The following is a 25,845-nucleotide window of genomic DNA, read 5'->3' on the forward strand; positions in this document are numbered from 1 at the left end:
CGGCTCTCTCCGTCCTAGCCCCGCGGGGCGTCGTCCTCAGCGGCCTCTTCGGCCTCTCGCTTGCTCTGAACCTCTTGCGCGCTGCGCATCATCGTCTTGATGCCGGCCGCGAGGCCCAGAAATATAAATATGATCATGAGAAACGGTGTGGTGCCGAACAGCGCGTCCAGCCCGTATCCCATGCCAAACCCGATCCCCAGACCGGCCACCAGCTCGATCACCATGCGCCAGGCCAGTTGTGCCTGAGAGTGATGATCCGGTGTGCGGGGTTTTGGCGCGTGTTCCTCTTTCATAGCGTCGATGCGGGCGCTCAGGGCCTTCAGTCGATCTGCGTCTTCGGGGTCGGTCACGCGCCTTTGTCCCGTCATTTGGTTCGGTGAAGGGATATGGCGCGCAGAGGCGTGAGTCAACGCCACCATGCCACCGCCTCGCTCTGGGATAACCAACTGTTTTATTGCATATTTTTCGGAACAATGAAGACGGGTGCCATTGCGTCGCAGCAGGCACAAGCGCCCCTTTCGACCGCATTGTGATGTTCAACCATTTGGTTGATCTTCTGCGCTGCGCAATGCGCGAGTGTGGTCCAGCAGCCATGTGCGCACAGATCGCACGGCCTTGCGCCGCCCGGACTGGCCGCTGGTCAGCAGGTGGAACGATCCCTGCCGAAACCCCACCTCGGACACGCGCACGATCCGCCCCGAGGTCTCGTCCAGATATGTGCCGTCGGACGCGCCCAGGTAGATCCCGGCGCCATGCACCGCCGCTTCCAGCGCCAGCGCCGCCCGCATCCGCCACGGCGGATCGGGCACGGCAACGTCAATGCCCGCATGCTTGACCCAATCGACCCAGATATTGCCGCCGCGGTCTCGCAGCAAGGGGCGCGTCGTCAGATGCTCGGGCCGCAGGATGTCGTCCTTCAGGTATCCGGGCGCCGCAAACGGGTAGATCGGCGCATTGCTGACCAAATCCGATGGCTCGTCAAGATACCCCGTCTTGGCGTAGCGAATGGCAAGGTCTGCTTCATACCGGTCCAGATCCGCCAACTCGTTTGACCCCACCAGACGCAGTTCAATACCGGGTAAATCGCGCTGGAACTTGGCCAGCAACGGGATCACGATCTTGCTGGCAAAGACCGGCTCACTGTTCACCACAACCCGCCCCGCCGGGGTGTCCGCCAGCCCCTCGGTCGCTTCTCCGATCACGTCAAAGGCGGGGGTGATCCGCTGCAGGTAATGGCCACCCTCGGCCGTCAGCGCCACGCCGCGGGACGCATCGCGGAACAGCTGTACGCCCAGCCGCGCCTCAAGCCCGCGCACATGACGGCTGATGGCGGAGTGGCTGACGCCCAGCTCTTCGGCGGCACGGGTAAAGCTTTCGTGCCGGGCGGCAGCCTCGAAGGCGCGCAGGGCATTGAGCGGGGGCAGGGTGCGGGACATGCGCCGAACCGTGCAGAAAACGCACAAGTGATGTCAAGGAACTCTGTTTGTCGCGCCTGCAACGCTCGGGCATAGTCACCTCATACCTCCAGAAAAACGAGGCTCCCATGCAGCTGATACGCTCCAACGCGCTTTTGCGCGCCCTCTCGACCTGTGCCAAAATCCTGCGCTCATGGCGCAGATCCAAACCAACAGACGGCACCGCCCTGCCCCCGATGACCGATCACATCGCCCGCGACATCGGCCTGACACCGCATCAACGCGCGCAGATGTCCCATCGCTGGCCGTCCGAACAGAACAGGCATCCCTATCTCTGACCGCTTCCCCTTGACCTGCAGCCTCGGTATGACGGGCCATGGCCGATCCGCTCGACACCGTCTTTTCCGCCCTCGCCGACCCGACCCGGCGGGCGATCCTGACGATGCTGCTCGAAGATGACATGGCGGTGACGGACGTGGCCGAGCCGTTCGAGATGTCGCTGGCCGCCATCTCAAAGCACCTGACCATCCTAACGCGCGCCGGGTTGATCCAGCAGGAAAAGCGCGGGCGCGTGAAATGGTGCAAGCTGGACCCGGACGCGATGCGCGCGGCATCGGTCTGGATGCAGGGGTTTGGTCAGTTCGAACCCGTCAATCTCGACGCGTTCGAACGGTTCCTGGCGTCCGAGCTGCCCGACCGTCAGGCGTGAACCGGCTGGTTCTGCGCCGCATCCAGCGCATCATAGCCTGACAGTTCGAACCGGCACGCGGCCTGATCCCAACCGCCCGCATCAAACCACACCGGCTCGCCCAACAGCTTGAAATCGGCAAAGGGCACGCCCGGCAGCGTCCAGCCCATGGAATGCGACATCGCCACGCGCACACCCGGCTTGGGGTTCAACCCAGGGCGAATGTCACGCCGCCCCATCTTCAGGTGATGGGCAATGTCCCAATGCTGCACCTGGCCGCCCTCACGCGTGGCCACCCAGCAGTGCATGTCGGTGGTGTGATCGCGCCGCTCTTCGGGGACGAAGTAGCCGGCGACATACCCCGCCTCGACCCTCGCCGCGCGCAGACCGGCCACCAGATAGGCGTTGATGTCCACGCAGGACCCGGTGGTCATGTCACAGAGCTGCGGCATGGCATCTGCTTCGTCATAAAAGCGGTCATCGGTGTGACCATAGTCGAACATCGACGTCACATGCGCGACCATCGCCGCGATCCCGCCATCCGCAACGATCTCTTGCGCCTCGGCCGCAAGATCGGGATGGGCGCGGGTGTAACGGCTGTCATGGGGCGCGAACATCGCCTCCGGACAGGGGGCCGCCGCCGCGTCGAACCCGTAGCGCAACGTGATCCGGTCGGCGGTGGGGGTCAGGATCAGCGCGCCCTGCTGCAAGGCGGCACAGGTCACGCGGGCTGCATCAGCGCCCTCAACCTCGACACCCAGACGGGTCGCGGCGGGCGTGCTCAACCCCACGGGGGCGAGCAAATTGGCACTGCGGTCGACCGTGACGGTCACTTTCATTTCGATAATCATAGAACTATGTGCACCGCAGAATGTAACAGCATCATGTCACCGGCCCCTCATCCCGCAACAGCAGCGACAGGGCCACGACGGTCAGACCGACACCCACCCAGACGATCCCGGGCGGCACACCGTTGCCCAGCGCCACCTCCCACAGGATCACCCAGCTGGGGGTCAGGTAGGTATAGGCCATCACCTTGGCCGACGGCAGGCGCAGCGTCGCGAATTGCAGCAGCACAAAGGTCGCGGCAGAGGCAAAAAGCGCCACATAGATCAGCGTCACCCACACGATGCCCGGCAGATCGGCCCACGGCGTCGCCACCAGATCGCGCCACCCCCACAGGGTCAGCAGTACGGCACCCGCCACCAGCATGCCAAAGGTAAAAACGACCGCAGGCTCGCCCCGGTTCAGCTTGCGCACCATGGGCGTGTAAATGGCGTGGCTCACGCAACCAAAGAAATAGATGACCTCGCCCCGCCCCACCTCGAACGCGAGAAAGGCGGACAGGTCGGCGCGAAAGATCACCCAAAGCGCGCCCGCGGCCCCGACGGCGAGGGCCAGCGCCATGCGCGGCGTCGTGATCTGGCGCAGGAGAAGATAGCCAAAGCCGCCCGCCATCACCGGCGTGAGGGTAAAGACGGCCGCCGCACTCACCGGCGCAGCCGTCTTCAACCCTTCGAACATCAGCACGAAGTAGATGGCAAAAAGACCCCCCAGCACCGCATAGCGCCATGGGGCCTTCAGCGCTTGCGCCGGAACACCACCGCGCGCCACCACCGCCCCCCCGATCACCGCGGCGGCGATCCAGAAACGGGCGGCATTCAGCGCCGCGGGCGCAATCTCGTTCGCCGCCATCGCGCCCAGCGAAAACGACCCGGCCACAAGGGCCGAAAACAACAGCATCGCCGCATGGCCGCGCAAGCCCGGTGTCACAGCACCTGCCAGCCCTTGGACCGCTCTTTGAGGAATGTCAGAAACGCCTGCACCTTGTTGGTGCGGTGCAGATCCACATGGGTCACCAGCCACAGGGGCGCCGACCAATCCTCGCGCGGGGTCGTGATCTCGACCAGGTCGGGGTTGGCCCGCGCCTCCAGCACCGACAGAAAGCCGATCCCGGCCCCCGCCAGCACCGCCTGCTCCAGCGCCCGCACATCCGTCGAGCGAAAGGTGATGTCACTCTCGGCCACCTGGCTGCGCAACCACTTGTGAAACGGCGCTCGGTTGTCCGCGACGTCGTGGCTGACAAACCGGTGGCCCTTGGCGGTGGCGATATCCTCGGGATGGCCATGGGCGTCGACATAGCCGCGGGTCGCATAAAGCCCCATGGACTGGCGGACAAACGGTTGGACCACATTGTCGGGCTGGTCCGGCGCGTTGCCCGCGCGGATGGCGACATGCGCCTCACCATATTCCAGGCGAAACAATCGCTCACCGGTCAGGTAGCGCACGATCACATCGGGATGCAGCCGCTGAAACTCGGTCAGAACGGGCGCCATGCGCGGCGCCATGTTGACGAGCGAGGTGACGACCAACTCGCCCGAGACTTCGGTGCCGCGCCCTTTGATCCGGCCCGCAAGCTGGCTGAACTGGTCGTCGGTGGCTTGGGCCACGCGAAACAGATCATCGCCCGCCTCGGTCGGGGTATAGCCGCGGGCGTGCCGCTGAAACAGCTTCACGCCCAACCGCCCCTCCAGCGCGTCGATATGGCGGATGACGGTGGCATGGTGCACGCCCAGCACGTCTGCGGCGCCGCTCACCGTGCCCATGCGGGCGACCTGATAGGCCGTCTTTATCTCGTCCCAATTGTCCATCGGTCAAAAGCTCTTTGTGCAAATGCTAACAGATGCTGTTGAGTTTCAGGAATTGCGTTCGAATTTGCAAGGTACAAATCTGAGAACACGAGACATTCCGATCCCAGAGAGGACCCGACCATGACCATATTGCACATCGACAGCTCCGCCCGCACCCAAGGCTCCGTGACCCGCGACCTGAGCGCCCGGATCGTCGCCAAGCTGGGCGGCAACGTGATCCGCCGCGACCTGAGCGAGGCGCTGCCACAGATCACCGAAACCTGGGTCAACGCCAACTTCACACCGGCAGATGACCGCGACCCGGCCCAGCGCGACACGCTCGCCCTCTCGGACACGCTGGTGCAGGAACTGCAAGCCGCCGACACCATCGTGATCGGCGCCCCGGTCTACAATTTCGGCATCCCCGCCGCGCTCAAGGCGTGGATCGACCTGGTGGCGCGCGCGGGCCTGACGTTCAAGTACAGCGAGGCGGGCCCCGTCGGCCTGCTAAACGGCAAACGCGCGATCATCGCCGTCGCCACCGGCGGCACGCCCGTGGGCAGCGAGGTCGACTTTGCCACCGACTACTTGAAACACGTGCTTGGCTTCATCGGCATCCACGAGGTCGAGATCATTGCCGCCGACCGCGTCATGGCCCAGGGCGAGGAGGCGATCAATGACGCCAGGGCCGAGATCGAGAAACTGGCGGCCTAAGCCCGGCCCCGGCAAAGGCAAAGCCCCCGTCCGATGGGCGGGGGCTTTGATAGTTCAGTGGCAGTGATAGGGTTGGGAGCCCGCGTGGCAGCATTGGCCGGGGGGCGATGATTTCCGGCACCCGCCGCCATGAAAAATCGCGTCAGGCCCAGATACGGACAGCGGCTTGAGGGCGTGGACCGACGCAAGTGTCGGCGTGGCAAGGGTCAGTGCGGCAAACGTCACAACTACAAATTTCAACAGATTTCCTTCGTCTTTCCTTGGTCTCTGGCGCAACGCTCGAAACGTTAACGAATGGTTAACGCCACCAAACACGGCCCGGTTCCGGCTCTTGTCGAGGATTGCCAGTTGCCGGTAGCGTTCCGGCATGACTGTTGTCCGCAAGCTGCCCACGCAATTGATCCTGGCGCACGCCCCCTGGGTGTTGGGCGGCGGCCTGATTGTCTGCATCGTCGCCTGTGCGGCGGCAGGTCTGGCGCTTGTGGCGGCGGGCGAAACCAGCGGGCTCCTGACCGTGTTTCTGGGGGCAGGTGTGCCGCTGGGGATCTTTGCACTGGCAATCAAACGCGATCAGGTCATTTTCGACGCGCATTCCGGCACGGTCACCGTGCAGCGCAGGACGCTGCTGCGCTACCAAAATGCCGTGCACCCGCTGACCAACATCCGCCGGGCAGAGGTCGAGGCGTTCTCCGACACAGCCCGCCCGATCCTCATCTTCGACGATACAGCCCCCTACCCGCTGGTCGAAGCCTATGTCTCTGGCAACGGGCCACGCCGGTCTGCCGACGCGATCAACGACTGGCTGCGCGCCTATCGCCGGTCGGGCTAACGCCCGCGCCAGATGTCATCCTCGGTCACGCCCATCTCGGCCAGGTCCGGGGCACGCAGGCGCGCCTCGGCGTCCCACGCCATATAGAATTCGTCCAGCTGCGGCGGGGCGGTTGTGGTCATGCTCAAGAGCGCATGAACCTGCCCGCGATGGTGGATCTGATGCTGGATGAGATGCAGAAACGTGCGGTCAAACCGTTCCTCCTGAACCCCGCTGTCGCGCAGCATCCGCACAATGCGCAGCGGATCGGACAGCGTCGCGTCCTCGGTCACGGCGATCAAACGGCGATCGACCTCGCGCTGTGCGGCGCGCAAGGCGGGCAACTCGGGATGCGGCACCTCGGGGTCAAAGGCCGCGGAACCGATGCACGCCCCTTCCAGCGCCGAGACGTAGAACCAGTCGACAATCAGAATGTGATTGAGCGTTGCAATGATCGACCCGAAAAAGGACGGGCGCGCCTGGGTCAACTCCTTGGCGGTCAGCCCGCCACAGGCGCGATGCAGGCGGTAATTCGACCACGCATTGTTATAGGCTTGCGGCACAAATAATTGCGTCATGGCGGTCGTCTCTTTCCTGCCGCTGCGCGAAAAAGCACGGGGCATTTGATCAAGATCAGGTCGGCGGGGCACAGCGCTCCTTACGCTCCCCTCCGTATCAGATAGGAGACGCCCCGTGAAACAGCTCATCGCCACCTTAGCTCTGCTTGGCAGCATGCCCCTGACCGCCTGGGCCCAGGATGTGTCAAACGGCGCAACGCTTTACCAGCGGCACTGCGCCACCTGTCACGGGGTCAATGCGGACGGCAACGGGCCAATGCGCCCGGCGCTCCTGCTGCAACCACCCGCCCTGAACGACCTTCAGGCCCGCAACGAGGGCACCTTTCCGATCGCACGCGTGGTATCCCGGATCGACGGGCGCGACCCGCTGGTCAGCCACGGTTCGCCCATGCCGGTCTACGGCTGGTATTTCGAAGGGGAGGATACGGCGCTCAAGGCCGAAACCGGCCAACCGATCCTGACCAGCAAGCCGATTGTGGATCTGATGGCTTATCTGCAAAGCATTCAGGAATAGGCAGGGATACGATGATTGCACGCTTGTGCACACGCGCCAAGGAGGAACCGGGTTGACCGGGCTTAAAATCTTCAAGCCTAAAACTTCAAGCTTGAAATATAAACCGATTGCAGCAACTCTTGCCTGAACTCACTCACTGAGAGGAGACTGGCTTCAATGCGGATTGCGTGCCTTGGCGGGGGACCTGCCGGTCTCTATTTCGCGATCTCGATGAAGTTGCGGGATCCGTCCCACGAAGTGACGGTGATCGAACGAAACCGCGCGGACGACACCTTTGGCTGGGGTGTGGTGCTGTCGGATGAAACGCTGGCCAATCTGGCCGCAAACGACCCGATCAGCGCCGCCGTCATCAAGGACAATTTCGCCTATTGGGATGACATCGCCCTGCATGTCCGGGGACAACGTATCCTGTCATCGGGCCACGGTTTTTGCGGCATCGGGCGCAAGACATTGCTGATCCTCCTTCAGGCCCGCGCCAAAGAACTCGGCGTCGACCTGCGCTTTGAAACAGAGGTCGCGAGCGCCGAAGACTACCGACACGCCTATGATGTCGTGGTCGCCGCCGACGGGCTGAATTCAAAGACGCGGATGCTCTATGCGGACGCGTTCCAACCCGATATCGACCAGCGCCTGTGCCAGTTCGTCTGGCTGGGCACGCACCAGACATTCAACGACGCCTTCACCTTCATTTTCGAAGAAACCGAACACGGCTGGGTCTGGGCGCACGCTTACCAGTTCGACGACAACACCGCGACCTTCATCGTGGAATGCGCGCAAGATACGTTCGACAAATGGGGCTTCGGCGACAAGAGCCAGGCCGACACCATCGCAATCTGCCAGGACATCTTTCGCGACCACCTCGGCGGCCACGCCCTAATGACAAACGCCAACCACATCCGCGGATCGGCATGGCTGCGGTTCCCGCGCGTCCTGTGTGAACGTTGGCACCACGAAAACGTGGTTCTGCTGGGCGACGCGGCCGCGACGGCGCATTTCTCCATCGGGTCCGGCACCAAACTGGCGCTCGAAAGCGCCGTGGCGCTTGCCGACCTTCTGCATCAGGAACCGAAGCGCGAGACCGCGTTCGCACGGTATCAGGAAGAACGGCGGCTCGAGGTCCTGCGCCTGCAATCGGCGGCGCGCAACTCACTGGAATGGTTCGAGACTGTCGAGCGGTACTTCGACCTCGACCCTGTGCAGCTGAACTATTCCATGCTCACCCGCAGCCAACGCATCAGCCACGAAAACCTGCGCGACCGCGACAAGGCATGGCTTGAAGGGGCGGAGCGGTGGTTCATGACACAGGCCGGCGCGACCCGGGATGCGCCCTTGCGCCCGCCGATGTTTGCACCCTTCCAACTGCGCGGCATGGCGCTGAAAAACCGGATCGTGGTGTCGCCCATGGCTCAATACAAGGCCGTGGATGGCTGCCCGACCGACTGGCACCTGATCCATTACGGCGAACGGGCCAAGGGCGGGGCGGGGCTGGTCTATACCGAAATGACCTGCGTCAGCGCCGAGGGGCGGATCACCCCCGGCTGTCCAGGGCTTTATGCGCCGGAGCATGAAGCCGCCTGGGCGCGGCTGACCGCGTTTGTGCACGGCGAAACCGACGCCCGGATCTGCTGTCAGATCGGCCATTCCGGGCGCAAGGGCTCCACCCAACTGGGGTGGGAGCGTATGGATGCCCCGCTCGCGTCCGGCAACTGGGACGTGCTCAGCGCCTCTGCAATCCCGTGGAGCCCGGAAAACCCCACACCCCGCGAAATCACCCGACCCGAGATGGACACCATACGGGACGAATTCGCCGCCTCCGCCGCCATGGCGGCGCGCGCGGGCTTTGACATGATCGAACTGCACGCCGCCCACGGCTATCTCGTGTCGTCCTTCCTGTCGCCGGTGTCCAACATCCGCACCGATGACTACGGCGGCAGCCCGGAAAACCGGCTGCGCTGGCCGCTCGAGGTGTTTGCCGCGATGCGCAACACATGGCCGGACGACCGGCCCATGTCCGTGCGCATCTCGGCCCATGACTGGGTGGGCGACGCCGGGCTGACGCCACAGGACGCGGTGCAGATCGCCCAAGCCTTCAAATCCGCCGGGGCCGACCTGATCGACGTGTCAGCAGGCCAGACAAGCATTGACGCCAAACCCGTCTATGGCCGCATGTTCCAGACGCCGTTCAGCGACCGCATCCGGAACGAGGCCGGGATCAGCACCATGGCCGTCGGCAACATCTACGAGGCGGACCACGCCAATTCGATCCTGATGGCGGGCCGCGCGGATCTGGTGGCCATCGGGCGGCCGCACCTGGCCGATCCCTACTGGACCCTGCGCGAAGCGACGCGGATCGGCGACCGGGCCGCGCCCGATTGGCCCCTGCCCTACCTGGCGGGACGCGATCAGGCCTGGCGCCTCGCCGACCGCGATGCAGAGGCGATCAGGGCATGAGACAGGTCCTCATCACCGGCGGCGGCACAGGCATCGGGCGGGCGATCGCCCACGCCTTTGCGGATGCGGGCGATGCGGTGACGATCACGGGCCGCCGCCCAGACGTTCTAAAGGAGGCCGCCAAAAGCCGCGCCATCACCTGCCGCACCGCCGACGTCACGGACGAGGCTGCGGTCGCCGCCCTTTTTGGGACACCCTTTGACGTGGTCATCGCAAATGCGGGCGGCGGCGCATCGGGCAAACTGGTCAAGACCTCGCTCGCGGACTGGAACAGCACCCTCGCTGTCAACCTGACGGGCACCTTCCTGACGTTCCGGGCGGCCCTGCCGCACATGACAACCGGCGGGCGGCTGATCGCCATCGCCTCGACCGCCGCGCTGAAGGGCAACGCATCCGTCCCGGCCTACACCGCGGCCAAGCATGGCGTGCTGGGCCTCGTGCGTGCGGTCGCGCATGACGTGGCCACATCCGGCATCACCTGCAACGCCATCTGCCCCGGCTTCACCGACACACCGCTTGCGGATGATGCGATCACCGGACTGATGCGGCGCTTTGACGTGGACCGGGACAAGGCGACGGCCATGGTGACGTCCGGCAACCCCCAAAACCGGCTGATTGCGCCCGACGAAGTGGCGGCCACGGCGCTGTTTCTGGCCTCACCCGAAGCGGCCGCGATCAACGGCCACGCCCTGTCCCTGTCCGGAGGCGAGATATGAGACCCCATCCAACCCCACCGCCCGAACCGGCTTCGAAGGAACGGCTCAGACTGTGGCTCAAGCTGCTGAAACTGTCCGGCGGGATCGAAGCCGAGTTGCGGCGACGCCTGCGGGATGCGCGTGACACGACCCTGCCGCGCTTTGACGTTATGGCAGCGCTGGCGCGCCATCCCGACGGTCTGAAGATGAGCGACCTGTCGGGCTATCTCAGAGTGTCGAACGGGAATGTCACTGGGATTGTCGACCGCCTGACACAGGACGGCCTAGCCCTGCGCGTCGCAGTGCCGGGCGACAAACGCGCACTGCTGGCCCGCTTGACCCCCAAGGGGCAGGCCGCCTTCGCCGCCCTCGCCGCCGAACACGAGGCATGGATCGACGACCTGCTCGGCGGGCTCAGCGTCGCAGACGCGGCGCACATGAGCGCCCTCCTCGACAAAGCCCTCGATCCCGGAGCCTCCAATGACCCTGCATGACCCCGAACATTTCCGGTGCGAGATCAGCGGCGGCATCGCCCGCATCGCCCATGATCGGCCCGAACGGAAAAACCCGTTCACTTTCGAAAGCTACGCCGCCTTGCGCGACTGGTTCCGCGCGCTGGTCTATTCTGACGACATCCACGCGGTTGTGATCCTGCCGAACGGCGGCAATTTCAGTTCGGGCGGCGATGTGCATGACATCATCGGGCCGCTCACCCGGATGTCGATGAAAGAGCTTCTGACCTTCACCCGAATGACCGGTGATCTGGTCAAGGCCATGGTGCATTGCGGAAAGCCGATCATCGCTGCCGTTGAAGGTGTGTGCGCCGGGGCCGGGGCGATCATGGCCATGGCCAGCGACATCCGGATCGCGGGACCGGACGCCAAGGTGGCCTTTCTCTTCAACCGCGTGGGGCTGGCGGGCTGCGACATGGGGGCCTGCGCGATGCTGCCGCGGATCATCGGCCAGGGCCGCGCCGCCGAACTGCTCTACACCGGGCGCACCCTGCGCGCCGAAGAAGGAGAGCGCTGGGGGTTCTTCAACTCCATCAGCACCACCGACGCATTGGAGGCCGACGCGCTGCGGCTCGCAGAACGGATCGTGCAGGGCCCAACCTTCGCCAATTCCATGACCAAGACCATGCTGGCACAGGAATGGAACATGAGCCTCGATCAAGCCATCGAAGCCGAAGCACAGGCACAGGCGATCTGTATGCAGGGGCGCGACTTTACCCGCGCCTACAAGGCGTTTGTCGCCAAAAGCACGCCGATATTCGAGGGGGACTGATGGCCGACACGAGCTTTCTCAGCTGGCCCTTCTTCGACGCCCATCACCGCGACTGGGCCGCGCATGTCGACGCGGTGTCCGCGGGGCTTGATGTCGATCACACCGATACCGACACCACCTGCCGAACACTGGCCGCACAGCTTGGAACGGCAGGCATCCTTGCCCCCACCTCCAGCAACGACGGCCACTTCGACGTCCGCACACTCTGCCTCGCGCGCGAAACACTGGCGCGGCACGACGGGCTGGCGGATTTCGTCTTTGCCATGCAGGGCCTGGGCACCGGGGCCATCACGCTGTTCGGCACCGACCCGCAAAAGGCCGCATGGCTGCCCAGGACGCGCGCAGGCACCGCCCTTTCGGCCTTTGCATTGACCGAACCGGGGTCCGGATCGGACGTCGCCAATGCCACGATGACGGCAACACGGGACGGCACCGACTATATCCTCCACGGCGAAAAAACCTGGATCTCCAACGGCGGCATCGCCGATATCTACACGCTCTTTGCCCGCACGGGCGAGGCGCCGGGCGCCAAGGGGCTGTCGGCATTCCTGATCACCCCCGACCTGCCCGGCTTTGAGGTAACGGAACGGCTGACCACCATCGCCCCGCACCCGCTGGCAACATTGCGCTTCACCGAATGCCGGGTGCCCGCCACGGCCATGCTCGGCGCACCAGGCCAGGGGTTCAAGATCGCGATGTCCGTCCTCGACGTCTTCCGACCGACAGTGGCCGCAGCAGCGCTCGGGTTTGCCCGCCGCGCGCTGAACGAGGCCTTGGCGCGGGTCACGACCCGCCACGTGCAGGGCGCGCCGCTCTCTGATCTGCAGATGGTGCAGGGGCACATCGCCGACATGGCGCTCGACATCGACGCCAGCGCGCTCCTGATCTACCGCGCCGCCTGGGCCCGCGACAGCGGCGCGCCCCGCATCACGCGCGAGGCGGCAATGGCCAAGCTCTTTGCCACCGACCAGGCCCAACAGGTCATCGACAAGGCCGTGCAGCTTTTCGGGGGCGACGGCGTGCGCGCGGGCGAAGCGGTCGAACGGCTCTACCGCGAGATTCGCGCGCTCCGCATCTACGAGGGGGCCAGCGACGTCCAGAAAGTCATCATCGCCCGCCAAACTCTGGCTATGTTCGAGGGAGACACCTGATGCTTGGCCCATCCGCCCACACCGACAGTTTTGCCCGTAACAACCTGCCACCTCCGGACAGTTGGCCGGACATGCCGCTGGGTGGCTTCGACTACCCCGACCGCATCAATGCCGGGCACGAACTGACCGACGCGATGGTCGCGCGCGGCTTTGGCGATCACACCGCGCTGATCGGCAACGGGCGGCAACGGACATACAAGGAACTGACGGACTGGACCAACCGGCTGGCCCACGCGCTGGTCGACGACATCGGGGTGAAACCGGGCAATCGCGTCCTGATCCGGTCCGCCAACAACCCCGCCATGGTGGCCTGTTGGCTGGCGGCAACCAAGGCCGGCGCGGTCGTCGTGAACACGATGCCCATGCTGCGGGCGGGCGAGCTGTCGGCCTATGTGGACAAGGCGGACATCCAGTTTGCCCTCTGCGACACCCGCCTGATGGAGGAGATGGCGGCGTGTCAGGCGGCCAACCCACGGCTCAAGCGCGTTGTGGGCTTCGACGGCACCTCGAACCACGACGCCGAACTCGACCGGCTCGCACTGGAAAAACCCGTCCGCTTCGCAACTGTCGAAACCGGGCGCGACGACGTGGCCCTCCTGGGCTTCACCTCGGGCTCGACAGGAGAGCCGAAGGCAACCATGCACTTCCACCGCGACCTCCTGATCATCGCCGACGGCTACGCCCAAGAGGTGCTGGGCGTGGTGCCCGACGACATCTTTGTCGGCTCGCCGCCGCTGGCCTTCACCTTCGGGCTGGGCGGGCTCGCGATCTTTCCCTTGCGCTTCGGCGCAACCGCGACGCTGCTGGAACAGGCAACGCCGCCCAACATGATCGACATCATCGAAAAATACCGCGCAACCGTCTGCTTCACGGCACCCACCGCCTACCGCGTGATGCTGTCGGCGATGGAGGACGGCGCGGACCTGTCCAGCCTGCGCGCGGCCGTCTCGGCCGGGGAAACACTGCCCAAACCCATCTATGACGCCTGGATCGAAAAAACGGGCAAGCCGATGCTGGACGGCATCGGCGCGACCGAGCTGCTGCACATCTTCATATCGAACCGCTTCGATGACCACCAACCGGCCTGCACGGGCAAGCCCGTCACCGGCTACGAGGCCAAGATCGTGGACAACGCAGGCCACGCGGTCCCCAACGGCGAGGTCGGGCGCCTTGCAGTGCGCGGGCCAACCGGCTGCCGCTATCTGAACGACGACCGGCAACAGGACTACGTGCTTGCAGGCTGGAACATCACCGGCGACAGCTTCATCCGCGACGCGGACGGATATTTCCACTTCCAGGCCCGCAACGACGACATGATCGTGTCATCAGGCTACAACATCGCCGGACCAGAAGTCGAAGCCGCGCTTCTCGCCCACGACGCCGTCGCAGAATGCGCGGTGGTCGGCGCCCCGGATGATGCGCGCGGGCATATCGTGGAGGCGCATGTGGTCCTGACGGACGGCTTCACCGCATCGGACGCGATGATCGAGGAGTTGCAGGAACACGTCAAAACCACCATCGCCCCCTACAAATACCCGCGCCGCGTTCACTTCGCGGACGCGTTGCCCAAAACCCAAACGGGCAAAATCCAGCGGTACAAGCTGACGCCCTCGCATGGCCGCCGGAACAGATGATCACCGGGTTCCAGATGCAGCAAAAAGTGCTGTTCAAGCATTGCGACCCCGCGGGCATCGTCTTTTTCCCGCGGTACTACGAGATGATCAATGACTGTGTGGAAACCTTCTTCGACACCGCTTTGGGCATGCCGTTCGAACGCTTCCATCCCCACAGGGCCGTGCCGACAGCAGCCATCGAAACCCGCTTTATCGCACCATCCCGGCACGGCGATCTGCTTGATTTCCGTCTTGTGACCGCAGCGGTCGGGCGCACCTCATGGACCTATCGCATGACCGGCGCGTGCCAAACCCAACCGCGGTTCGAGACATCGGCAACCCTGGTCCACGTCGATGCGAACGGCACCCCCACACCCTGGCCCGACGCCCTGCGGCAGAAACTGACGGCATATGAGGCACATAATGACCCATGACGTGATCCATCCCGACGGGTGGTTGCCCGCCAAGGGCTACGCCAACGGCGTCCTGTCAAAGGACGGCACCCTGTATATCGGCGGCCAGATCGGCTGGGACGCCGACAAACAGTTCGTCAGCGACACGTTCATCGGGCAAATGCGCCAGGCACTCACCAACATCCGCACCATCGTCGAGACCGCCGGAGGCCAGGTCGGGGACATCACGCGCCTGACCTGGTTCGTGACGGACAAGGACGAATACCTCGCCGCACAGGCAGAGGTGGGCAAAGCCTACCGCGAGGTCTTTGGCAAACACTTCCCCGCAATGTCCATGGTGGTTGTCGCCGGACTGATCGAAGACGCCGCCAAGGTCGAGATCGAGGCAACCGCCTTCATCGGCTAACCACCGCAGATCGCCCCGCCACGATCCTGCCGGACCCGCCGCACCCCTTGACTCGCACGCGGCGCTGGCATAGCTCCCCCGCAACACCCGGAAGTGCGATATCTTCCGGTCCCTTGGGACATCCCGGGATCGCCCTCCGTCAGCGCGTTGCGCCCACGGGGGCGCTCGTCGTTTGCTCCCTTGGGTCCCGAGCCGCCAACACTTAGGTGAAGGCAAACGTCAACGGTCGAAAGGATGCAGGCCCATGTTTGAAAATCTCTCCGAACGCCTCTCCGGTGTCTTCGACCGGCTGACCAAACAGGGCGCGCTGAGCGAGGACGACGTCAAAACCGCCCTGCGCGAGGTCCGCGTCGCACTGCTCGAGGCGGACGTCTCCCTCCCCGTCGCCCGCGACTTCATCAAGCGGGTGCAGGACGAGGCGACGGGCCAGGCCGTCACCAAATCCATCACCCCTGGCCAGCAGGTCGTCAAGATCGTGCACGACGCCCTCGTCGCGACCCTCAAGGGCGAAGGCGAACCCGGCGCGCTGAAGATCGACAGCCCGCCTGCCCCCATCCTCATGGTCGGCCTGCAAGGCGGCGGTAAAACCACAACCACGGCCAAACTGGCCAAACGCCTGACCGAACGCGACGGCAAGCGCGTGCTGATGGCGTCCCTTGACGTCAACCGTCCCGCCGCGATGGAACAACTCGCCATCCTCGGCTCCCAGATCGGCGTCGACACCCTGCCCATCGTCAAGGGCGAAAACCCCGTCCAGATCGCCAAACGGGCCAAGACGCAGGCCAGCATGGGCGGCTACGACGTCTACATGCTGGACACGGCGGGCCGCCTCTCCATCGACGAAGAGTTGATGACCCAGGTCGAACAGGTCCGCGATGTCGCCACCCCGCGCGAGACGATCCTGGTGGTCGACGGGCTGACCGGTCAGGACGCCGTGAACACCGCGCAAAACTTCGACGACCGCATCGGCATCTCGGGCGTCGTCCTGACCCGCATGGACGGCGACGGCCGCGGCGGTGCGGCGCTCTCCATGCGCGCCGTCACCGGCAAGCCGATCAAGTTCGTGGGCTTGGGCGAAAAGATGGACGCGCTCGAAACGTTCGAGCCCGACCGCATCGCGGGCCGCATCCTCGGCATGGGCGACATCGTCTCCCTCGTCGAAAAGGCGCAGGAAACCATCGAGGCCGAACAGGCCGAGCGCATGATGAAGCGCATGGCCAAGGGTCAGTTCAACATGAACGACCTCAGGATGCAGCTGGAACAGATGCTCAAGATGGGCGGGATGGAAGGCATGATGGGCATGATGCCCGGCATGGGGAAATTGTCGAAACAGGTGGCCGACGCCGGGTTCGACGACAAGATCCTCAAGCAGCAGATCGCCATGATCCAGTCCATGACCAAGAAAGAGCGCGCCGCGCCCCAGATCCTGCAAGCCAGCCGCAAGAAACGCATCGCGCGCGGCTCGGGGATGGAGGTCAGCGACCTCAACAAGCTCCTGAAGATGCACCGCCAGATGTCCGACATGATGAAAAAGCTCGGCAAGGGCAAAGGCGGCATGATGAAACAGGCGATGAAGGCCATGATGGGCGGCAAAGGCGGAATGCCCGACATGGGCAACATGGACCAGGCCCAGCTTGAAGCGGCGGCCAAGCAGCTTGGCGGCAAGATGCCCGGCGGCCTGCCGGGCTTGGGTGGCGGCGGCGGCATGCCCCTGCCCCCCGGCCTCAGCGGGTTCGGCAAGAAAAAGTGACCGGGCATACCGCTCATATCCCCACGCTCGAAACCGAGCGTCTGGTGCTGCGCGCACCGGCACAGGCGGACTTCCCGGCCTTCGCCGCCTATTGCGCCTCGCCCCGCGCCACGTTCAGCTGGGGCCAGATCGGCGCCGACCGGGCCTGGTCGGAATTTGCGGCTGCGATCGGCAGCTGGCCCCTCATGGGCTTCGGCGCATGGTCCATCGAGGATCGCGCAAGCGGCACCTATTGCGGCGAGGTCCTGCTGCAACAGCCCGCCCACTTCCCCGAACCCGAACTTGGCTGGACGCTGATGGAAGAGGCCGAAGGCAAAGGCATCGCATTCGAGGCCGCCACCGCCGCGCGCGACTGGTTCGCCGCGCACCACAGCGACAAATCCCTCGTCAGCTACATCACCCCTGGCAACACCCGCTCCGAGGCGCTCGCCGCCCGGCTCGGCGCAGCGCACGACCCGGACGCGCCCCTGCCCGACGGCGAAACGCCCGCAGAAACGGCAGTCTACCGCCACCGGAGCGCCGCATGACCGCCGCCACAACCCTCACCACAGACCGCCTGATCCTGCGCCAACCGCAGGCCAGCGACCTGCCCGCCTACACGGCCTATTGCGCCAGCCCCCGCACCCATTTCGTCGGCGGCCCCTTCGACACGGTCAAAGCCTTTGACAAGTTCGCGGCCATAGCAGGCCACTGGACCCTGCGCGGCTTCGGCCGCTACATCATGGAACAGGACGGCGCGCCCATCGGCCATGTCGGCCCCATGCAACTGGACGCGACAAAACCGGCCGAATTCACGTGGACCCTGTGGGACGGCGCATACGAGGGGCGCGGCCTCGCCACCGAAGCGGCGTGCCGGGTCCGCGATCACCTTCTGGGTGACCTCGGCTGGCCCGAGATGATCATTCACGTCATGCCCGACAACACAGGCTCCATCGCAATCGCACAGCGCATCGGCGCGACGCTCACGGATGAACCCGCTCCGGAATGGTATGACGGCGCGCTGGTCTACCACCTGCGCGCAGAGGTGCCCGCATGATCACCCTCACCGGCACGCCCACACTCACCACCGACCGGCTCACCCTGCGCGCACCGCAGCCACAGGACGCGCCGACGTTCATCGACTTCTACAAGACCGACCGCGCGCAATACGTGGGCGGCCCAAAAAACGACAAACAAGGCTGGGAATTCTTCTGCACCGAACTTGGCCACTGGGTCATGCGCGGCTACGGCATGTTCGTGGTAACCTACAAAGGCGACGACACCCCGCTCGGCATCGTCGGCCACTGGAACCCGAAAACCTGGCCGGAACAGGAAGTCGGCTGGGTGATCTTCGATCCCGCGCTCGAAGGCAAAGGCATCGCACACGAGGCCGCCAAAACCGTCATCGACTACACGTGGACTACCCTGAAATGGGACACCATCGTCAGCTATATCGCCTATCCCAACACGCGCTCCATCGCGCTGGCCGAACGGCTCGGCGCCGTCCGCGACGACACCGCCGCAACACCCGGCAAGACCTATGTCTACCGCCACCCGAGGCCCGCGGCATGAGTGTCACCTTCTCCGCCCCCACGATTGAGACCGAGCGTCTGATCCTGCGCGCCCCCGCGCTCACGGATTTCGACGCACTGGCCGATTTCTACGCCTCCCCCCGCGCGGCATTCGTCGGTGGCCCACAAAGCCGCGAACTCAGCTGGCGCAGCCTCGCTCAGGAAGCGGGCCACTGGGTCCTGCGCGGGTTCGGCCGCTGGACACTCGTCGAAAAAGCCACGCAAGCACCGGTTGGCATCGTCGGCCTCTGGCACCCCGAAGGCTTCCCCGAACGCGAACTCGGCTGGGACCTCTTCAACGGCGCCACAGGTAAAGGCTACGCCACAGAAGCAGCAAAAGCCGCCCGCACCTACGCCTATGACACATTGGGCTGGACCACCCTCACCAGCCTGATCGCCGTAAACAACAACGGCTCGCGCCGCGTGGCCGAACGTCTCGGCGCCACATATGACAGCGACTTCACCCACGACCGCTACGGCCCCATGCAGCTTTGGCGGCACCCCGGACCGGAGGCGCTGACATGACCTTCCCCTGCGAAACGCCCCGCACCGGTGCCGCCTCCCTCTTCGCCATCGCACTCCAAGGCCACCTGCCGACGCTGGCAACCGACCGGCTGATCCTGCGCGCCCCGCGCGTCACCGACTTCGACACCTATGCGCAAATCGCCTGCACCCGGCGTGGCCAGCACCTCGGCGGGCCGATGACGCGCGAAGACGCCTGGCTCGACTTTTCCCAGATGACCTCGACATGGCTGCTGCACGGCCACGGTCTCTGGACCATCGGGCACGCAGGCGACATCGCGGGCTTCGTCGTGCTGGGCTATGAGCCGGGCGATCAGGAACCCGAACTGGGCTTCATGCTGACGGAAAAAGCCGAAGGGATGGGCATCGCGCGCGAGGCGGCACATGCCGCCCTCACCCACGCCTTCCAAACCCTCGGCTGGTCCACGCTCGTCTCCTATATCGACCCCGCCAACACCCGCTCGATCAAGCTGGCGCAGCGGCTCGGCGGCCTCCCCGATGGCGAGATCACGGAAGACGGCGAAACAACCCTCATCTACCGCTACCTGCGCGAGGTGATGTGATGTCCCACGCCGCCATCCCCGTCATCGAAACCCAGCGCCTCGTCCTGCGCGGGCCGGAACCCGAGGACTATCCGAACTTCAAGGCGACCTTCGCCTCCTACCGCTCCCGTTTCATGGGCGGCCCGCTGAACGCCTACGAGGCATGGATGCTCTACGCCGCAGAAATCGGGCATTGGGACATCCGCGGCTTCGGCATGTGGATGATCCACGACAAGGACACGGACGACACCTACGGCATGGCCGGCGGCTGGCAGCCCGCAGGCTGGCCCGAACGCGAAATCGCCTGGATCATCTGGCCCGACAAGTCCGGCAAGGGCTACGCGCTCGAAGCGACCCATGCCGTGCGCGCGCACTACTACGCCCAGGGGTGGGACGGCGCCGTCAGCTACCTTGACCCCATGAACCTCGACAGCATCCGGCTGGCCGAGCGTCTGGGCGCGGTCAAGGACAAGGAAGCGCCGACAATCGACGGCTCCGATGCGGTCTACCGGCACCCCTCGCCCGCTGCACTCGATGGCAGCCAACTCGCGCACGGGATCGAGATGGAAATCGGCCACTACGCCGACCCGATGTTCAAACCGAAAGGATGGGCGCTTGATTGACCTGACCCGGATCACAGCGATGCACCAAAGCGGTGCACGGTCTGTGCACAGTTTGTGCACGGGGTGTGTACGCCCGTTTTCGCCCAATGGAGCCCGCCCATGACCGATACCGTCACCACCCGCGCCGCCGAGGTACTGGCCGACCACCGCGCCAGCATCGACCGGCTCGATGCGATCCTCGTCTACACCCTGGGCGAGCGGTTCAAGCACACGCAGGCCGTGGGGAAACTCAAGGCCACACACGACCTTCCGCCCTCCGATCCCACGCGCGAAGCCGCGCAGATCGCACGGCTCGAAGATTTGGCAAACCGGGCCGACCTGGACCCCGAATTTGCCAAGAAGTTCCTGAACTTCATCATCGCTGAGGTTATTCAGCACCATCAGAAACACCAATCGTAAGGCGGACGCGCCGTCCGCCACCCCACTGAAACCAAAAGGAAATACACCATGGCTATGAAAATTCGTCTCGCCCGCGGCGGCTCGAAAAAGCGTCCCTTCTACCGCATCGTGGCAGCCGACAGCCGCATGCCGCGCGATGGCCGCTACATCGAAAAACTGGGCACCTATAACCCGCTCCTGCCCAAGGACAGCGAAGAGCGCGTGAAGATGAACATGGAACGCATCCAATACTGGCTGGGCGAGGGCGCACAGCCCACCGACCGGATCGCCCGCATGCTCGAAGCCGCAGGCGTCATGGACAAGAAAGAGCGCAACAACCCCAACAAGGGTGAGCCCGGCAAGAAAGCCCAGGAACGCGCCGAAGAAAAAGCCGCCAAAGCAGCCGCCGCTGCCGAAGCACCCGCAGAAGAATCTGCAGAATAATCAGGGGCTTGGCGCGTGGACACATTCCCGGATGAGTTTCGCGACCAGCTTTTGAACCTGATGGCGTGGCGGCGCGATGTGCGCCGCTTTCGCACCGACCCCGTGCCCGAGGCAGTGCTCATGCGCTGCCTCGACACATTTCGGCTGGCCCCCTCCGTGGGCCTGTCCGAACCCTGGCGCATCCTCCGCGTCCAAAGCGATGCGGCCCGCAGCGCAGCGCTCGAAAACTACAAGACCGCCAACGCCGCAGCCCTCGCAGGCTATGACGGCGCGGACGCCGCCAGCTACAGCCAACTCAAACTCTCCGGCATGGCCGAAGCCCCTGAACACCTTGCGATTTTCTGCGATGACAGCACGTCCCAAGGGCGCGGCCTCGGTGCCGCCACCATGCCCGAAATGCGCCGCTACTCGGTCGTGGGCGCCATCACCCTGATGTGGCTCGCCGCCCGCGCCGAAGGCCTCGGCATGGGCTGGGTCTCCATCCTCGACCCCGCCCGGCTGCGCCGCGACCTCGACGCACCCGAAACCTGGTGCCTCGTCGCCTACATGTGCGTCGGCTGGCCCGAAGCACAGGCCGACACCCCGGAACTGGAACGTACCGGCTGGGAACACCGCCACGACCTGATCATCGACACGCGGTAATCAGTCCTGGGCCCCACCAAACAGCGTCGTCGCCGATCTCACTCAGGCCTTGAGCAACGGCGCGCCTTGCAGCCGCCAAGACGCGTCTGCTGCGACGACGGCGCATGCAAAAAGAACGACAGCGCGAATAGCGGCTATGCGGACTTTGCTACCTTTTGTTACGCCCGTGCCAAGGTCTGCTTCGCAAATACAGCGTCGTTGTTGCTCGTTTGGCGAATTTCAGCGATTCTGTCCAAACAAGGTCCAGCCCATTCCAGGTCCAGTTCTCAAGGAGCCAACCAACGTGGCCACTTTCATCTACGTTCACCTGATATTGGTGATCTTTGGTTTGGTTGTTACCATCTTTTGGTTTTTGAGGCTCCTTGCATCATTTTCAAGCTTGATCTTTGCGGCATATGCCACGGCGCGTGGTACCTGGGACGTTGCAACCGGCAGCACCATTTCGTTTTGGCGGGTTCTGTGCCACCCCAGAAACAGAAATTCTAGAAATGCGCTTCTCAGAAACGCAATGTTCCTCATCGGCTCCTTCGCTACTACCATGGGCGCAGTTTTGCTGTTGGTAGAGCTCAATTCGAAGCACTGCGTTCTCGACTTTGTTCAGACCGCTTCAGATGGAACTGTCACTTCTGTTTGCAAAACTTCCGAATGATGATTTTTAGCGGCCTCAATCTGGCAGCGGACATTGGTGCGAAGTGCAGCATCCGGTGAGATGGCCTCAAACCCAACGTCCACAAAAGCACATCTTCCAAGCCGCTCTGCCTCACGGTGTGACAGTCACATCACCCGACACGCTCTGCGGTGCCTCACCTCAAACACCGGCGCGCAAGACCCTGCGCCATGCAAGAGCCCCCCGGCACTTGGTCGCGCGCCCGCGCCGACAACGAACATCCCCCCACTGGACAACCCCCCGCCACCTGTCGCAAATGCGACAACCACCGCAAGGAAATGCGCCCCATGTTCGGACTGATCCGCACCGCTGTCCTGATCCTGATCGCCTTCGTGGCGGGTCTGATGTTCGAACGCAGCCAGGCGTCCGACGCCTGCACGACCCAGGGCGGCACAATGCGCGACGGAGTGTGCTGGAATGAGTGATGATCTGATCTGCGTCGGTGCGATCTCGGGCGCGTATGGCGTGCACGGCGAGGTGCGCGTGAAATCCTTCTGCGCCGATCCCGAAGACATCGAAACCTACAGCCCGCTTGTCTCCGAAGACGGCAAAAGGTCCTTTGCCCTCGCCCTTATCCGCCCCATGAAAAACGGCTTTGTCGCCCGCATCGCCGAGGTTGCGACCAAAGAACAGGCCGACGCGCTCAAGGGCACGCAGCTTTTTGCCCGCCGCGGCCAACTGCCCCATCTGCCCGATGACGAGTATTACTATACCGATCTGGTCGGGCTCGACGTGTTCGACACCGGTGGCACCGCGCTTGGCCGGGTGAAATCCGTGCAGAACCACGGCGCCAGCGATCTGTTGGAAATCCACGCCCCCGGCGCCACGACCACGGTCCTGTTGCCCTTCACCAAGGCCGCAGTGCCCACTGTCGATCTGTCCGCCCGCCGCATCGTCGCCGACCCGCCCGAAGGGCTGTTCTAGGCACATGGCGCAGCCCCCCGAAGCCCAGCCCCCCAAATCTCATGGGCGCAAAGCGATCCGCCCCACGCTCAAACCGTCCTCGCTGATGGACGAAGCGCCGGATCTGGTGGGCGTCTGGCAGGCCCGCATCATCACCCTCTTCCCCGACACGTTCCCCGGCGTGCTCGGCGCCTCGCTCACCGGCAAGGCGCTGCAGGACGGCACGTGGCAGCTGCACACCCACGACCTGCGAACGCATGGGATCGGTAAACACCGCAACGTCGATGACACGCCTGCAGGCGGCGGCGCGGGCATGGTGCTGCGCGCAGACGTGGTTGATGCCGCCCTGAGAGACGCCCAAACCCATGCCCGCGGTCGCTGGCCCATCCTGTATCTGTCCCCGCGGGGGCAACGCTTTGACCAGGCCATGGCCCGCGACCTCGCGCGCTGCGACGGGGTCACCATGCTCTGCGGCCGGTTCGAAGGGGTGGACCAGCGCGTGCTCGACCACTGGAACATCACCGAAGTCAGCTTGGGCGACTTCGTGATGACGGGGGGCGAAATCGCAGCCCAGGCCATGCTGGATGCCACCGTCCGCCTGCTCCCCGGCGTCCTGGGCAATGCAGAGAGTGCCGTCGACGAAAGCCACTCAAACGGCCTTCTGGAACACCCGCACTACACCCGTCCCGCCACCTGGGAAGGGCGGGATATTCCCCCGGTGCTGACATCAGGCGACCACGGCAAGGTCGCGGAATGGCGGCAAGACCAATCCGAAAACCTCACACGATCGCGCCGGCCCGACCTCTGGGCCAAACACCGCGGCAAAACCGACGGAACGGCTTGATCCGGCAGACAACGCCGCCTATACACCGCCCATTCCGACTCGGGGTCCTCCCCGACCGGACCCTTTGGCGCGTGGCACCTTCTTCGGTGATCAGACCACGCGACACTCGGGATACGAAAAGGAATGATGACCTGACCTCCGGCGGGCGCGATGGCGGACCCGGTGAAGACACGAGAGCTCTCAGGCGCGACACAACCTTCGTGGGCAAACCACGAGCATGATAGGAGACCAGGCCATGGACCTGATCGCACAGATCGAGGCGGAACAGATTGCCGCCCTCGACAAAGACATCCCCGACTTCAAGGCGGGCGACACCATCCGCGTCGGTTACAAAGTGACCGAAGGCACCCGCACCCGCGTGCAGAACTACGAAGGCGTCTGTATCGCACGCAACAACGGCACGGGCATCGCCGGCTCGTTCACCGTGCGCAAGATTTCCTTTGGCGAAGGCGTCGAACGGGTCTTCCCGCTCTACTCGACCAACATCGACAGCATCACCGTGGTCCGCCGCGGTCGCGTGCGTCGCGCCAAGCTTTACTACCTCCGCTCGCGCCGCGGCAAATCGGCCCGGATCGCGGAAGTCACCAACTACAAACCCAAGAAGTCCGAAGGAGCGGAAGCATGAAAGCCGACACGCATCCCGACTACCACATCATCGACGTCAAGATGACGGACGGCACCGTGGTGCAAATGAAATCGACCTGGGGCAAGGAAGGCGACCAACTGTCGCTCGACATCGACCCCTCGGTGCACCCGGCCTGGACCGGCGGCACATCCCGCCTGATGGACACCGGCGGCCGCGTGTCGAAGTTCAAGAACAAGTACGCGGGCCTGGGCTTCTAAACCCTTGCCACAGCACGGAATTGCCAAAGGCCGCTCTTGTCAGGGCGGCCTTTTTCTTGTGGCACAGGTCCCGCATACGGGACGACGCGGGCGCGCATCATGTCAGCGAACGCCCGCCCAGGCCCTATCCCAGTCCGAAACCATCAATACGCCACAGCACAGTGGCTAGTCCTTCACCGGGACGGCATGTCCGATCAGCAGCTTGATGAACAGCAGCGGCACGAACCATTCAAAGCCCGGCGTCGGTCCCAGCGCATAGAGCGACAGGCCCAGAGCAACGGCAAAGAATGTCGTGGCAAGCGGACTGCGCAGGACGGTCGGCGCGCAAAGAACGAGGATGGCGGACAAAACCAGCCAGCCGCCGATGCTCAACGCGTAAATGCTGTCAAACCCCGGCCCCCGAAACGCCCATGCCACGATGACAACGTGACAGACATGCAGGGCGATAAAACCCAAATGGTCGCGACGGCGCTGTTCGGGGCGGTGATACCACCGCTTGGTCGTTTCCGTCATGTTGCAGACGGCTCCGCCAATGACATCCGCCGCGACAAGCGCCCCCAGCGCGATCAGCAGCCAAGGCAGTCCAAGTGTATAAAGGTGCACGGCGACCAGCGCCCCACCGGCAAGGGTCGCGCCGAGCAACACCAGGGTCTCACCTCTGCTCATGCCTGGGCCGACAAAACGGTCCCACGATCCAAGAAGTCCGGGGCGCGGCTGGGTCATGCGCATACAAAACACTCCTGTCTGAAACCCCGTTCACATGTGGACGTCCGTACA

General features: G+C 64.4%; 36 protein-coding genes. 29 read left to right on the plus strand and 7 right to left on the minus strand.

The annotated features are described in order from the left end of the window. Positions 1 to 14: 14 nt before the first annotated feature. Both BWR18_RS13865 and BWR18_RS13870 read right to left on the minus strand, forming a co-directional pair. The gene (locus BWR18_RS13865) at positions 15 to 350 is read right to left on the minus strand and encodes an AtpZ/AtpI family protein (protein WP_076630319.1); all 336 of its coding nucleotides are present in this window, start codon (positions 348 to 350) and stop codon (positions 15 to 17) included. A 186-nt stretch (positions 351 to 536) separates the two neighbouring features. Next, entirely contained in the window at positions 537 to 1,436 is a 900-nt protein-coding gene (locus BWR18_RS13870) for a LysR family transcriptional regulator (RefSeq protein ID WP_076629068.1), read from the minus strand. 107 nt (positions 1,437 to 1,543) lie between these two features. Between BWR18_RS13870 and BWR18_RS13875 the strand changes: the two genes are divergently transcribed. Further along, positions 1,544 to 1,753 carry a hypothetical protein gene (locus BWR18_RS13875; RefSeq protein ID WP_076629070.1) on the plus strand — a complete coding sequence of 70 codons (210 nt, stop codon included), beginning with the start codon at positions 1,544 to 1,546 and terminating at the stop codon, positions 1,751 to 1,753. A 38-nt stretch (positions 1,754 to 1,791) separates the two neighbouring features. After that, on the plus strand, positions 1,792 to 2,124 hold the full coding sequence (locus BWR18_RS13880; RefSeq protein WP_076629071.1) for an ArsR/SmtB family transcription factor: 333 nt from the start codon (positions 1,792 to 1,794) through the stop codon (positions 2,122 to 2,124). Here the strand turns inward: BWR18_RS13880 and BWR18_RS13885 are convergent. From BWR18_RS13885 to BWR18_RS13895, 3 genes are read right to left on the minus strand one after another with little or no spacing between them, the layout of a single operon-like run. Further along, on the minus strand, positions 2,115 to 2,954 hold the full coding sequence (locus tag BWR18_RS13885; RefSeq protein WP_076629072.1) for a transglutaminase-like domain-containing protein: 840 nt from the start codon (positions 2,952 to 2,954) through the stop codon (positions 2,115 to 2,117). The two genes, BWR18_RS13880 and BWR18_RS13885, sit on opposite strands and share 10 nt — an antisense overlap. Positions 2,955 to 2,985: 31 nt before the next feature. Beyond that, entirely contained in the window at positions 2,986 to 3,876 is an 891-nt protein-coding gene (locus BWR18_RS13890) for a DMT family transporter (RefSeq protein ID WP_157598774.1), read from the minus strand. Further along, the gene (locus tag BWR18_RS13895) at positions 3,873 to 4,754 is read right to left on the minus strand and encodes a LysR family transcriptional regulator (RefSeq protein ID WP_076629073.1); all 882 of its coding nucleotides are present in this window, start codon (positions 4,752 to 4,754) and stop codon (positions 3,873 to 3,875) included. The genes BWR18_RS13890 and BWR18_RS13895 overlap by 4 nt, the downstream gene beginning before the upstream one ends. Before the next feature lie 120 nt (positions 4,755 to 4,874). On the opposite strand from BWR18_RS13895, the gene BWR18_RS13900 reads away from it, so the two are divergent. Both BWR18_RS13900 and BWR18_RS13910 read left to right on the plus strand, forming a co-directional pair. After that, positions 4,875 to 5,447, plus strand: coding sequence for an FMN-dependent NADH-azoreductase (locus tag BWR18_RS13900; protein ID WP_076629074.1), 573 nt, complete (start codon positions 4,875 to 4,877; stop codon positions 5,445 to 5,447). 367 nt (positions 5,448 to 5,814) lie between these two features. Further along, positions 5,815 to 6,276, plus strand: coding sequence for a hypothetical protein (locus tag BWR18_RS13910; RefSeq protein ID WP_076629075.1), 462 nt, complete (start codon positions 5,815 to 5,817; stop codon positions 6,274 to 6,276). Here BWR18_RS13910 and BWR18_RS13915 read toward each other — a convergent pair. Then, on the minus strand, positions 6,273 to 6,833 hold the full coding sequence (locus tag BWR18_RS13915) for a DinB family protein (RefSeq protein WP_076629076.1): 561 nt from the start codon (positions 6,831 to 6,833) through the stop codon (positions 6,273 to 6,275). The genes BWR18_RS13910 and BWR18_RS13915 overlap by 4 nt on opposite strands. 115 nt (positions 6,834 to 6,948) lie before the next feature. On the opposite strand from BWR18_RS13915, the gene BWR18_RS13920 reads away from it, so the two are divergent. The 25 genes from BWR18_RS13920 to rpmE all read left to right on the plus strand — a co-directional run bounded on the left by BWR18_RS13920 (position 6,949) and on the right by rpmE (position 25,068). After that, positions 6,949 to 7,347 carry a c-type cytochrome gene (locus BWR18_RS13920; RefSeq protein WP_076629077.1) on the plus strand — a complete coding sequence of 133 codons (399 nt, stop codon included), beginning with the start codon at positions 6,949 to 6,951 and terminating at the stop codon, positions 7,345 to 7,347. A gap of 156 nt (positions 7,348 to 7,503) precedes the next feature. Beyond that, the gene (locus tag BWR18_RS13925) at positions 7,504 to 9,798 is read left to right on the plus strand and encodes a bifunctional salicylyl-CoA 5-hydroxylase/oxidoreductase (protein WP_076629078.1); all 2,295 of its coding nucleotides are present in this window, start codon (positions 7,504 to 7,506) and stop codon (positions 9,796 to 9,798) included. After that, entirely contained in the window at positions 9,795 to 10,514 is a 720-nt protein-coding gene (locus BWR18_RS13930) for an SDR family NAD(P)-dependent oxidoreductase (protein WP_076629079.1), read from the plus strand. Before BWR18_RS13925 ends, BWR18_RS13930 begins: the two co-directional genes overlap by 4 nt. Continuing rightward, positions 10,511 to 10,987: a MarR family winged helix-turn-helix transcriptional regulator gene (locus BWR18_RS13935; RefSeq protein ID WP_076629080.1), complete on the plus strand. Its 477-nt coding sequence runs from the start codon at positions 10,511 to 10,513 to the stop codon at positions 10,985 to 10,987. Before BWR18_RS13930 ends, BWR18_RS13935 begins: the two co-directional genes overlap by 4 nt. After that, positions 10,974 to 11,777 (plus strand): enoyl-CoA hydratase family protein, encoded by an 804-nt coding sequence (locus BWR18_RS13940; protein ID WP_076629081.1) that lies wholly within the window; start codon positions 10,974 to 10,976, stop codon positions 11,775 to 11,777. Before BWR18_RS13935 ends, BWR18_RS13940 begins: the two co-directional genes overlap by 14 nt. Continuing rightward, on the plus strand, positions 11,777 to 12,928 hold the full coding sequence (locus BWR18_RS13945; protein ID WP_076629082.1) for an acyl-CoA dehydrogenase family protein: 1,152 nt from the start codon (positions 11,777 to 11,779) through the stop codon (positions 12,926 to 12,928). Before BWR18_RS13940 ends, BWR18_RS13945 begins: the two co-directional genes overlap by 1 nt. Further along, positions 12,928 to 14,562, plus strand: a complete 1,635-nt coding sequence (locus tag BWR18_RS13950) for an AMP-binding protein (RefSeq protein WP_076629083.1) — start codon at positions 12,928 to 12,930, stop codon at positions 14,560 to 14,562. The genes BWR18_RS13945 and BWR18_RS13950 overlap by 1 nt, the downstream gene beginning before the upstream one ends. Next, a complete protein-coding gene (locus BWR18_RS13955; protein ID WP_076629084.1) occupies positions 14,559 to 14,975 on the plus strand; it encodes an acyl-CoA thioesterase in 417 nt (138 codons plus the stop codon). The genes BWR18_RS13950 and BWR18_RS13955 overlap by 4 nt, the downstream gene beginning before the upstream one ends. After that, complete coding sequence (locus tag BWR18_RS13960; RefSeq protein WP_076629085.1) at positions 14,965 to 15,360, plus strand: RidA family protein; 396 nt, start codon at positions 14,965 to 14,967, stop codon at positions 15,358 to 15,360. Before BWR18_RS13955 ends, BWR18_RS13960 begins: the two co-directional genes overlap by 11 nt. 244 nt (positions 15,361 to 15,604) lie before the next feature. Beyond that, on the plus strand, positions 15,605 to 17,110 hold the full coding sequence (ffh, locus tag BWR18_RS13965; RefSeq protein ID WP_076629086.1) for a signal recognition particle protein: 1,506 nt from the start codon (positions 15,605 to 15,607) through the stop codon (positions 17,108 to 17,110). Continuing rightward, complete coding sequence (locus tag BWR18_RS13970; RefSeq protein ID WP_254684864.1) at positions 17,107 to 17,637, plus strand: GNAT family N-acetyltransferase; 531 nt, start codon at positions 17,107 to 17,109, stop codon at positions 17,635 to 17,637. The genes ffh and BWR18_RS13970 overlap by 4 nt, the downstream gene beginning before the upstream one ends. After that, positions 17,634 to 18,146 carry a GNAT family N-acetyltransferase gene (locus BWR18_RS13975; protein WP_076629087.1) on the plus strand — a complete coding sequence of 171 codons (513 nt, stop codon included), beginning with the start codon at positions 17,634 to 17,636 and terminating at the stop codon, positions 18,144 to 18,146. The genes BWR18_RS13970 and BWR18_RS13975 overlap by 4 nt, the downstream gene beginning before the upstream one ends. Further along, positions 18,143 to 18,661: a GNAT family N-acetyltransferase gene (locus BWR18_RS13980; protein ID WP_076629088.1), complete on the plus strand. Its 519-nt coding sequence runs from the start codon at positions 18,143 to 18,145 to the stop codon at positions 18,659 to 18,661. The genes BWR18_RS13975 and BWR18_RS13980 overlap by 4 nt, the downstream gene beginning before the upstream one ends. Beyond that, entirely contained in the window at positions 18,658 to 19,185 is a 528-nt protein-coding gene (locus BWR18_RS13985) for a GNAT family N-acetyltransferase (protein ID WP_076629089.1), read from the plus strand. The genes BWR18_RS13980 and BWR18_RS13985 overlap by 4 nt, the downstream gene beginning before the upstream one ends. Then, a complete protein-coding gene (locus BWR18_RS13990; protein ID WP_076629090.1) occupies positions 19,182 to 19,745 on the plus strand; it encodes a GNAT family N-acetyltransferase in 564 nt (187 codons plus the stop codon). The genes BWR18_RS13985 and BWR18_RS13990 overlap by 4 nt, the downstream gene beginning before the upstream one ends. Continuing rightward, entirely contained in the window at positions 19,745 to 20,347 is a 603-nt protein-coding gene (locus BWR18_RS13995) for a GNAT family N-acetyltransferase (RefSeq protein ID WP_076629091.1), read from the plus strand. Before BWR18_RS13990 ends, BWR18_RS13995 begins: the two co-directional genes overlap by 1 nt. A 99-nt stretch (positions 20,348 to 20,446) precedes the next feature. Continuing rightward, positions 20,447 to 20,746: a chorismate mutase gene (locus BWR18_RS14000; RefSeq protein ID WP_076629092.1), complete on the plus strand. Its 300-nt coding sequence runs from the start codon at positions 20,447 to 20,449 to the stop codon at positions 20,744 to 20,746. 48 nt (positions 20,747 to 20,794) lie between these two features. Further along, on the plus strand, positions 20,795 to 21,169 hold the full coding sequence (gene rpsP / locus BWR18_RS14005) for a 30S ribosomal protein S16 (protein WP_076629093.1): 375 nt from the start codon (positions 20,795 to 20,797) through the stop codon (positions 21,167 to 21,169). Positions 21,170 to 21,184: 15 nt separating this feature from the next. Continuing rightward, a complete protein-coding gene (gene bluB, locus BWR18_RS14010; protein ID WP_076629094.1) occupies positions 21,185 to 21,811 on the plus strand; it encodes a 5,6-dimethylbenzimidazole synthase in 627 nt (208 codons plus the stop codon). Positions 21,812 to 22,094: 283 nt separating this feature from the next. Further along, entirely contained in the window at positions 22,095 to 22,460 is a 366-nt protein-coding gene (locus tag BWR18_RS21710) for a hypothetical protein (protein WP_157598776.1), read from the plus strand. A gap of 305 nt (positions 22,461 to 22,765) precedes the next feature. Next, a complete protein-coding gene (locus BWR18_RS21905; protein ID WP_172839389.1) occupies positions 22,766 to 22,903 on the plus strand; it encodes a hypothetical protein in 138 nt (45 codons plus the stop codon). Continuing rightward, entirely contained in the window at positions 22,896 to 23,402 is a 507-nt protein-coding gene (rimM, locus tag BWR18_RS14025; protein WP_076629097.1) for a ribosome maturation factor RimM, read from the plus strand. Before BWR18_RS21905 ends, rimM begins: the two co-directional genes overlap by 8 nt. Positions 23,403 to 23,406: 4 nt before the next feature. Beyond that, entirely contained in the window at positions 23,407 to 24,225 is an 819-nt protein-coding gene (trmD, locus tag BWR18_RS14030) for a tRNA (guanosine(37)-N1)-methyltransferase TrmD (protein WP_076629098.1), read from the plus strand. A 235-nt stretch (positions 24,226 to 24,460) separates the two neighbouring features. After that, positions 24,461 to 24,850 (plus strand): 50S ribosomal protein L19, encoded by a 390-nt coding sequence (gene rplS / locus BWR18_RS14035; protein WP_076629099.1) that lies wholly within the window; start codon positions 24,461 to 24,463, stop codon positions 24,848 to 24,850. Then, the gene (rpmE, locus tag BWR18_RS14040; protein ID WP_076629100.1) at positions 24,847 to 25,068 is read left to right on the plus strand and encodes a 50S ribosomal protein L31; all 222 of its coding nucleotides are present in this window, start codon (positions 24,847 to 24,849) and stop codon (positions 25,066 to 25,068) included. The genes rplS and rpmE overlap by 4 nt, the downstream gene beginning before the upstream one ends. 165 nt (positions 25,069 to 25,233) lie before the next feature. Here rpmE and BWR18_RS14045 read toward each other — a convergent pair whose 3' ends face one another. Then, complete coding sequence (locus BWR18_RS14045) at positions 25,234 to 25,791, minus strand: hypothetical protein (protein ID WP_172839390.1); 558 nt, start codon at positions 25,789 to 25,791, stop codon at positions 25,234 to 25,236. Positions 25,792 to 25,845 lie beyond the last annotated feature (54 nt).

Source organism: Tateyamaria omphalii, from assembly GCF_001969365.1.
GTDB classification, from domain to species: domain Bacteria; phylum Pseudomonadota; class Alphaproteobacteria; order Rhodobacterales; family Rhodobacteraceae; genus Tateyamaria; species Tateyamaria omphalii_A.

Excerpts from the sequence above, each read along its gene's own strand:
- BWR18_RS13940 (WP_076629081.1), top strand. The coding sequence starts at position 10,974 with ATGACCCTGCATGACCCCGAACATTTCCGGTGCGAGATCAGCGGCGGC.
- rpsP (WP_076629093.1), top strand. The coding sequence starts at position 20,795 with ATGGCTATGAAAATTCGTCTCGCCCGCGGCGGCTCGAAAAAGCGTCCC.
- BWR18_RS13870 (WP_076629068.1), bottom strand. The coding sequence starts at position 1,436 with ATGTCCCGCACCCTGCCCCCGCTCAATGCCCTGCGCGCCTTCGAGGCT.
- BWR18_RS13880 (WP_076629071.1), top strand. The coding sequence starts at position 1,792 with ATGGCCGATCCGCTCGACACCGTCTTTTCCGCCCTCGCCGACCCGACC.
- BWR18_RS13990 (WP_076629090.1), top strand. The coding sequence starts at position 19,182 with ATGACCTTCCCCTGCGAAACGCCCCGCACCGGTGCCGCCTCCCTCTTC.
- BWR18_RS13875 (WP_076629070.1), top strand. The coding sequence starts at position 1,544 with ATGCAGCTGATACGCTCCAACGCGCTTTTGCGCGCCCTCTCGACCTGT.
- BWR18_RS13930 (WP_076629079.1), top strand. The coding sequence starts at position 9,795 with ATGAGACAGGTCCTCATCACCGGCGGCGGCACAGGCATCGGGCGGGCG.
- BWR18_RS13995 (WP_076629091.1), top strand. The coding sequence starts at position 19,745 with ATGTCCCACGCCGCCATCCCCGTCATCGAAACCCAGCGCCTCGTCCTG.
- BWR18_RS13955 (WP_076629084.1), top strand. The coding sequence starts at position 14,559 with ATGATCACCGGGTTCCAGATGCAGCAAAAAGTGCTGTTCAAGCATTGC.
- BWR18_RS13935 (WP_076629080.1), top strand. The coding sequence starts at position 10,511 with ATGAGACCCCATCCAACCCCACCGCCCGAACCGGCTTCGAAGGAACGG.
- BWR18_RS13945 (WP_076629082.1), top strand. The coding sequence starts at position 11,777 with ATGGCCGACACGAGCTTTCTCAGCTGGCCCTTCTTCGACGCCCATCAC.
- BWR18_RS13960 (WP_076629085.1), top strand. The coding sequence starts at position 14,965 with ATGACCCATGACGTGATCCATCCCGACGGGTGGTTGCCCGCCAAGGGC.
- BWR18_RS14045 (WP_172839390.1), bottom strand. The coding sequence starts at position 25,791 with ATGACCCAGCCGCGCCCCGGACTTCTTGGATCGTGGGACCGTTTTGTC.
- BWR18_RS13915 (WP_076629076.1), bottom strand. The coding sequence starts at position 6,833 with ATGACGCAATTATTTGTGCCGCAAGCCTATAACAATGCGTGGTCGAAT.
- rplS (WP_076629099.1), top strand. The coding sequence starts at position 24,461 with ATGGACCTGATCGCACAGATCGAGGCGGAACAGATTGCCGCCCTCGAC.
- ffh (WP_076629086.1), top strand. The coding sequence starts at position 15,605 with ATGTTTGAAAATCTCTCCGAACGCCTCTCCGGTGTCTTCGACCGGCTG.
- trmD (WP_076629098.1), top strand. The coding sequence starts at position 23,407 with ATGGCGCAGCCCCCCGAAGCCCAGCCCCCCAAATCTCATGGGCGCAAA.
- BWR18_RS13980 (WP_076629088.1), top strand. The coding sequence starts at position 18,143 with ATGATCACCCTCACCGGCACGCCCACACTCACCACCGACCGGCTCACC.
- BWR18_RS13950 (WP_076629083.1), top strand. The coding sequence starts at position 12,928 with ATGCTTGGCCCATCCGCCCACACCGACAGTTTTGCCCGTAACAACCTG.
- BWR18_RS13975 (WP_076629087.1), top strand. The coding sequence starts at position 17,634 with ATGACCGCCGCCACAACCCTCACCACAGACCGCCTGATCCTGCGCCAA.
- BWR18_RS13910 (WP_076629075.1), top strand. The coding sequence starts at position 5,815 with ATGACTGTTGTCCGCAAGCTGCCCACGCAATTGATCCTGGCGCACGCC.
- BWR18_RS13895 (WP_076629073.1), bottom strand. The coding sequence starts at position 4,754 with ATGGACAATTGGGACGAGATAAAGACGGCCTATCAGGTCGCCCGCATG.
- rimM (WP_076629097.1), top strand. The coding sequence starts at position 22,896 with ATGAGTGATGATCTGATCTGCGTCGGTGCGATCTCGGGCGCGTATGGC.
- BWR18_RS13900 (WP_076629074.1), top strand. The coding sequence starts at position 4,875 with ATGACCATATTGCACATCGACAGCTCCGCCCGCACCCAAGGCTCCGTG.
- rpmE (WP_076629100.1), top strand. The coding sequence starts at position 24,847 with ATGAAAGCCGACACGCATCCCGACTACCACATCATCGACGTCAAGATG.
- BWR18_RS13985 (WP_076629089.1), top strand. The coding sequence starts at position 18,658 with ATGAGTGTCACCTTCTCCGCCCCCACGATTGAGACCGAGCGTCTGATC.
- BWR18_RS21905 (WP_172839389.1), top strand. The coding sequence starts at position 22,766 with ATGTTCGGACTGATCCGCACCGCTGTCCTGATCCTGATCGCCTTCGTG.
- BWR18_RS14000 (WP_076629092.1), top strand. The coding sequence starts at position 20,447 with ATGACCGATACCGTCACCACCCGCGCCGCCGAGGTACTGGCCGACCAC.
- BWR18_RS13925 (WP_076629078.1), top strand. The coding sequence starts at position 7,504 with ATGCGGATTGCGTGCCTTGGCGGGGGACCTGCCGGTCTCTATTTCGCG.
- BWR18_RS13885 (WP_076629072.1), bottom strand. The coding sequence starts at position 2,954 with ATGATTATCGAAATGAAAGTGACCGTCACGGTCGACCGCAGTGCCAAT.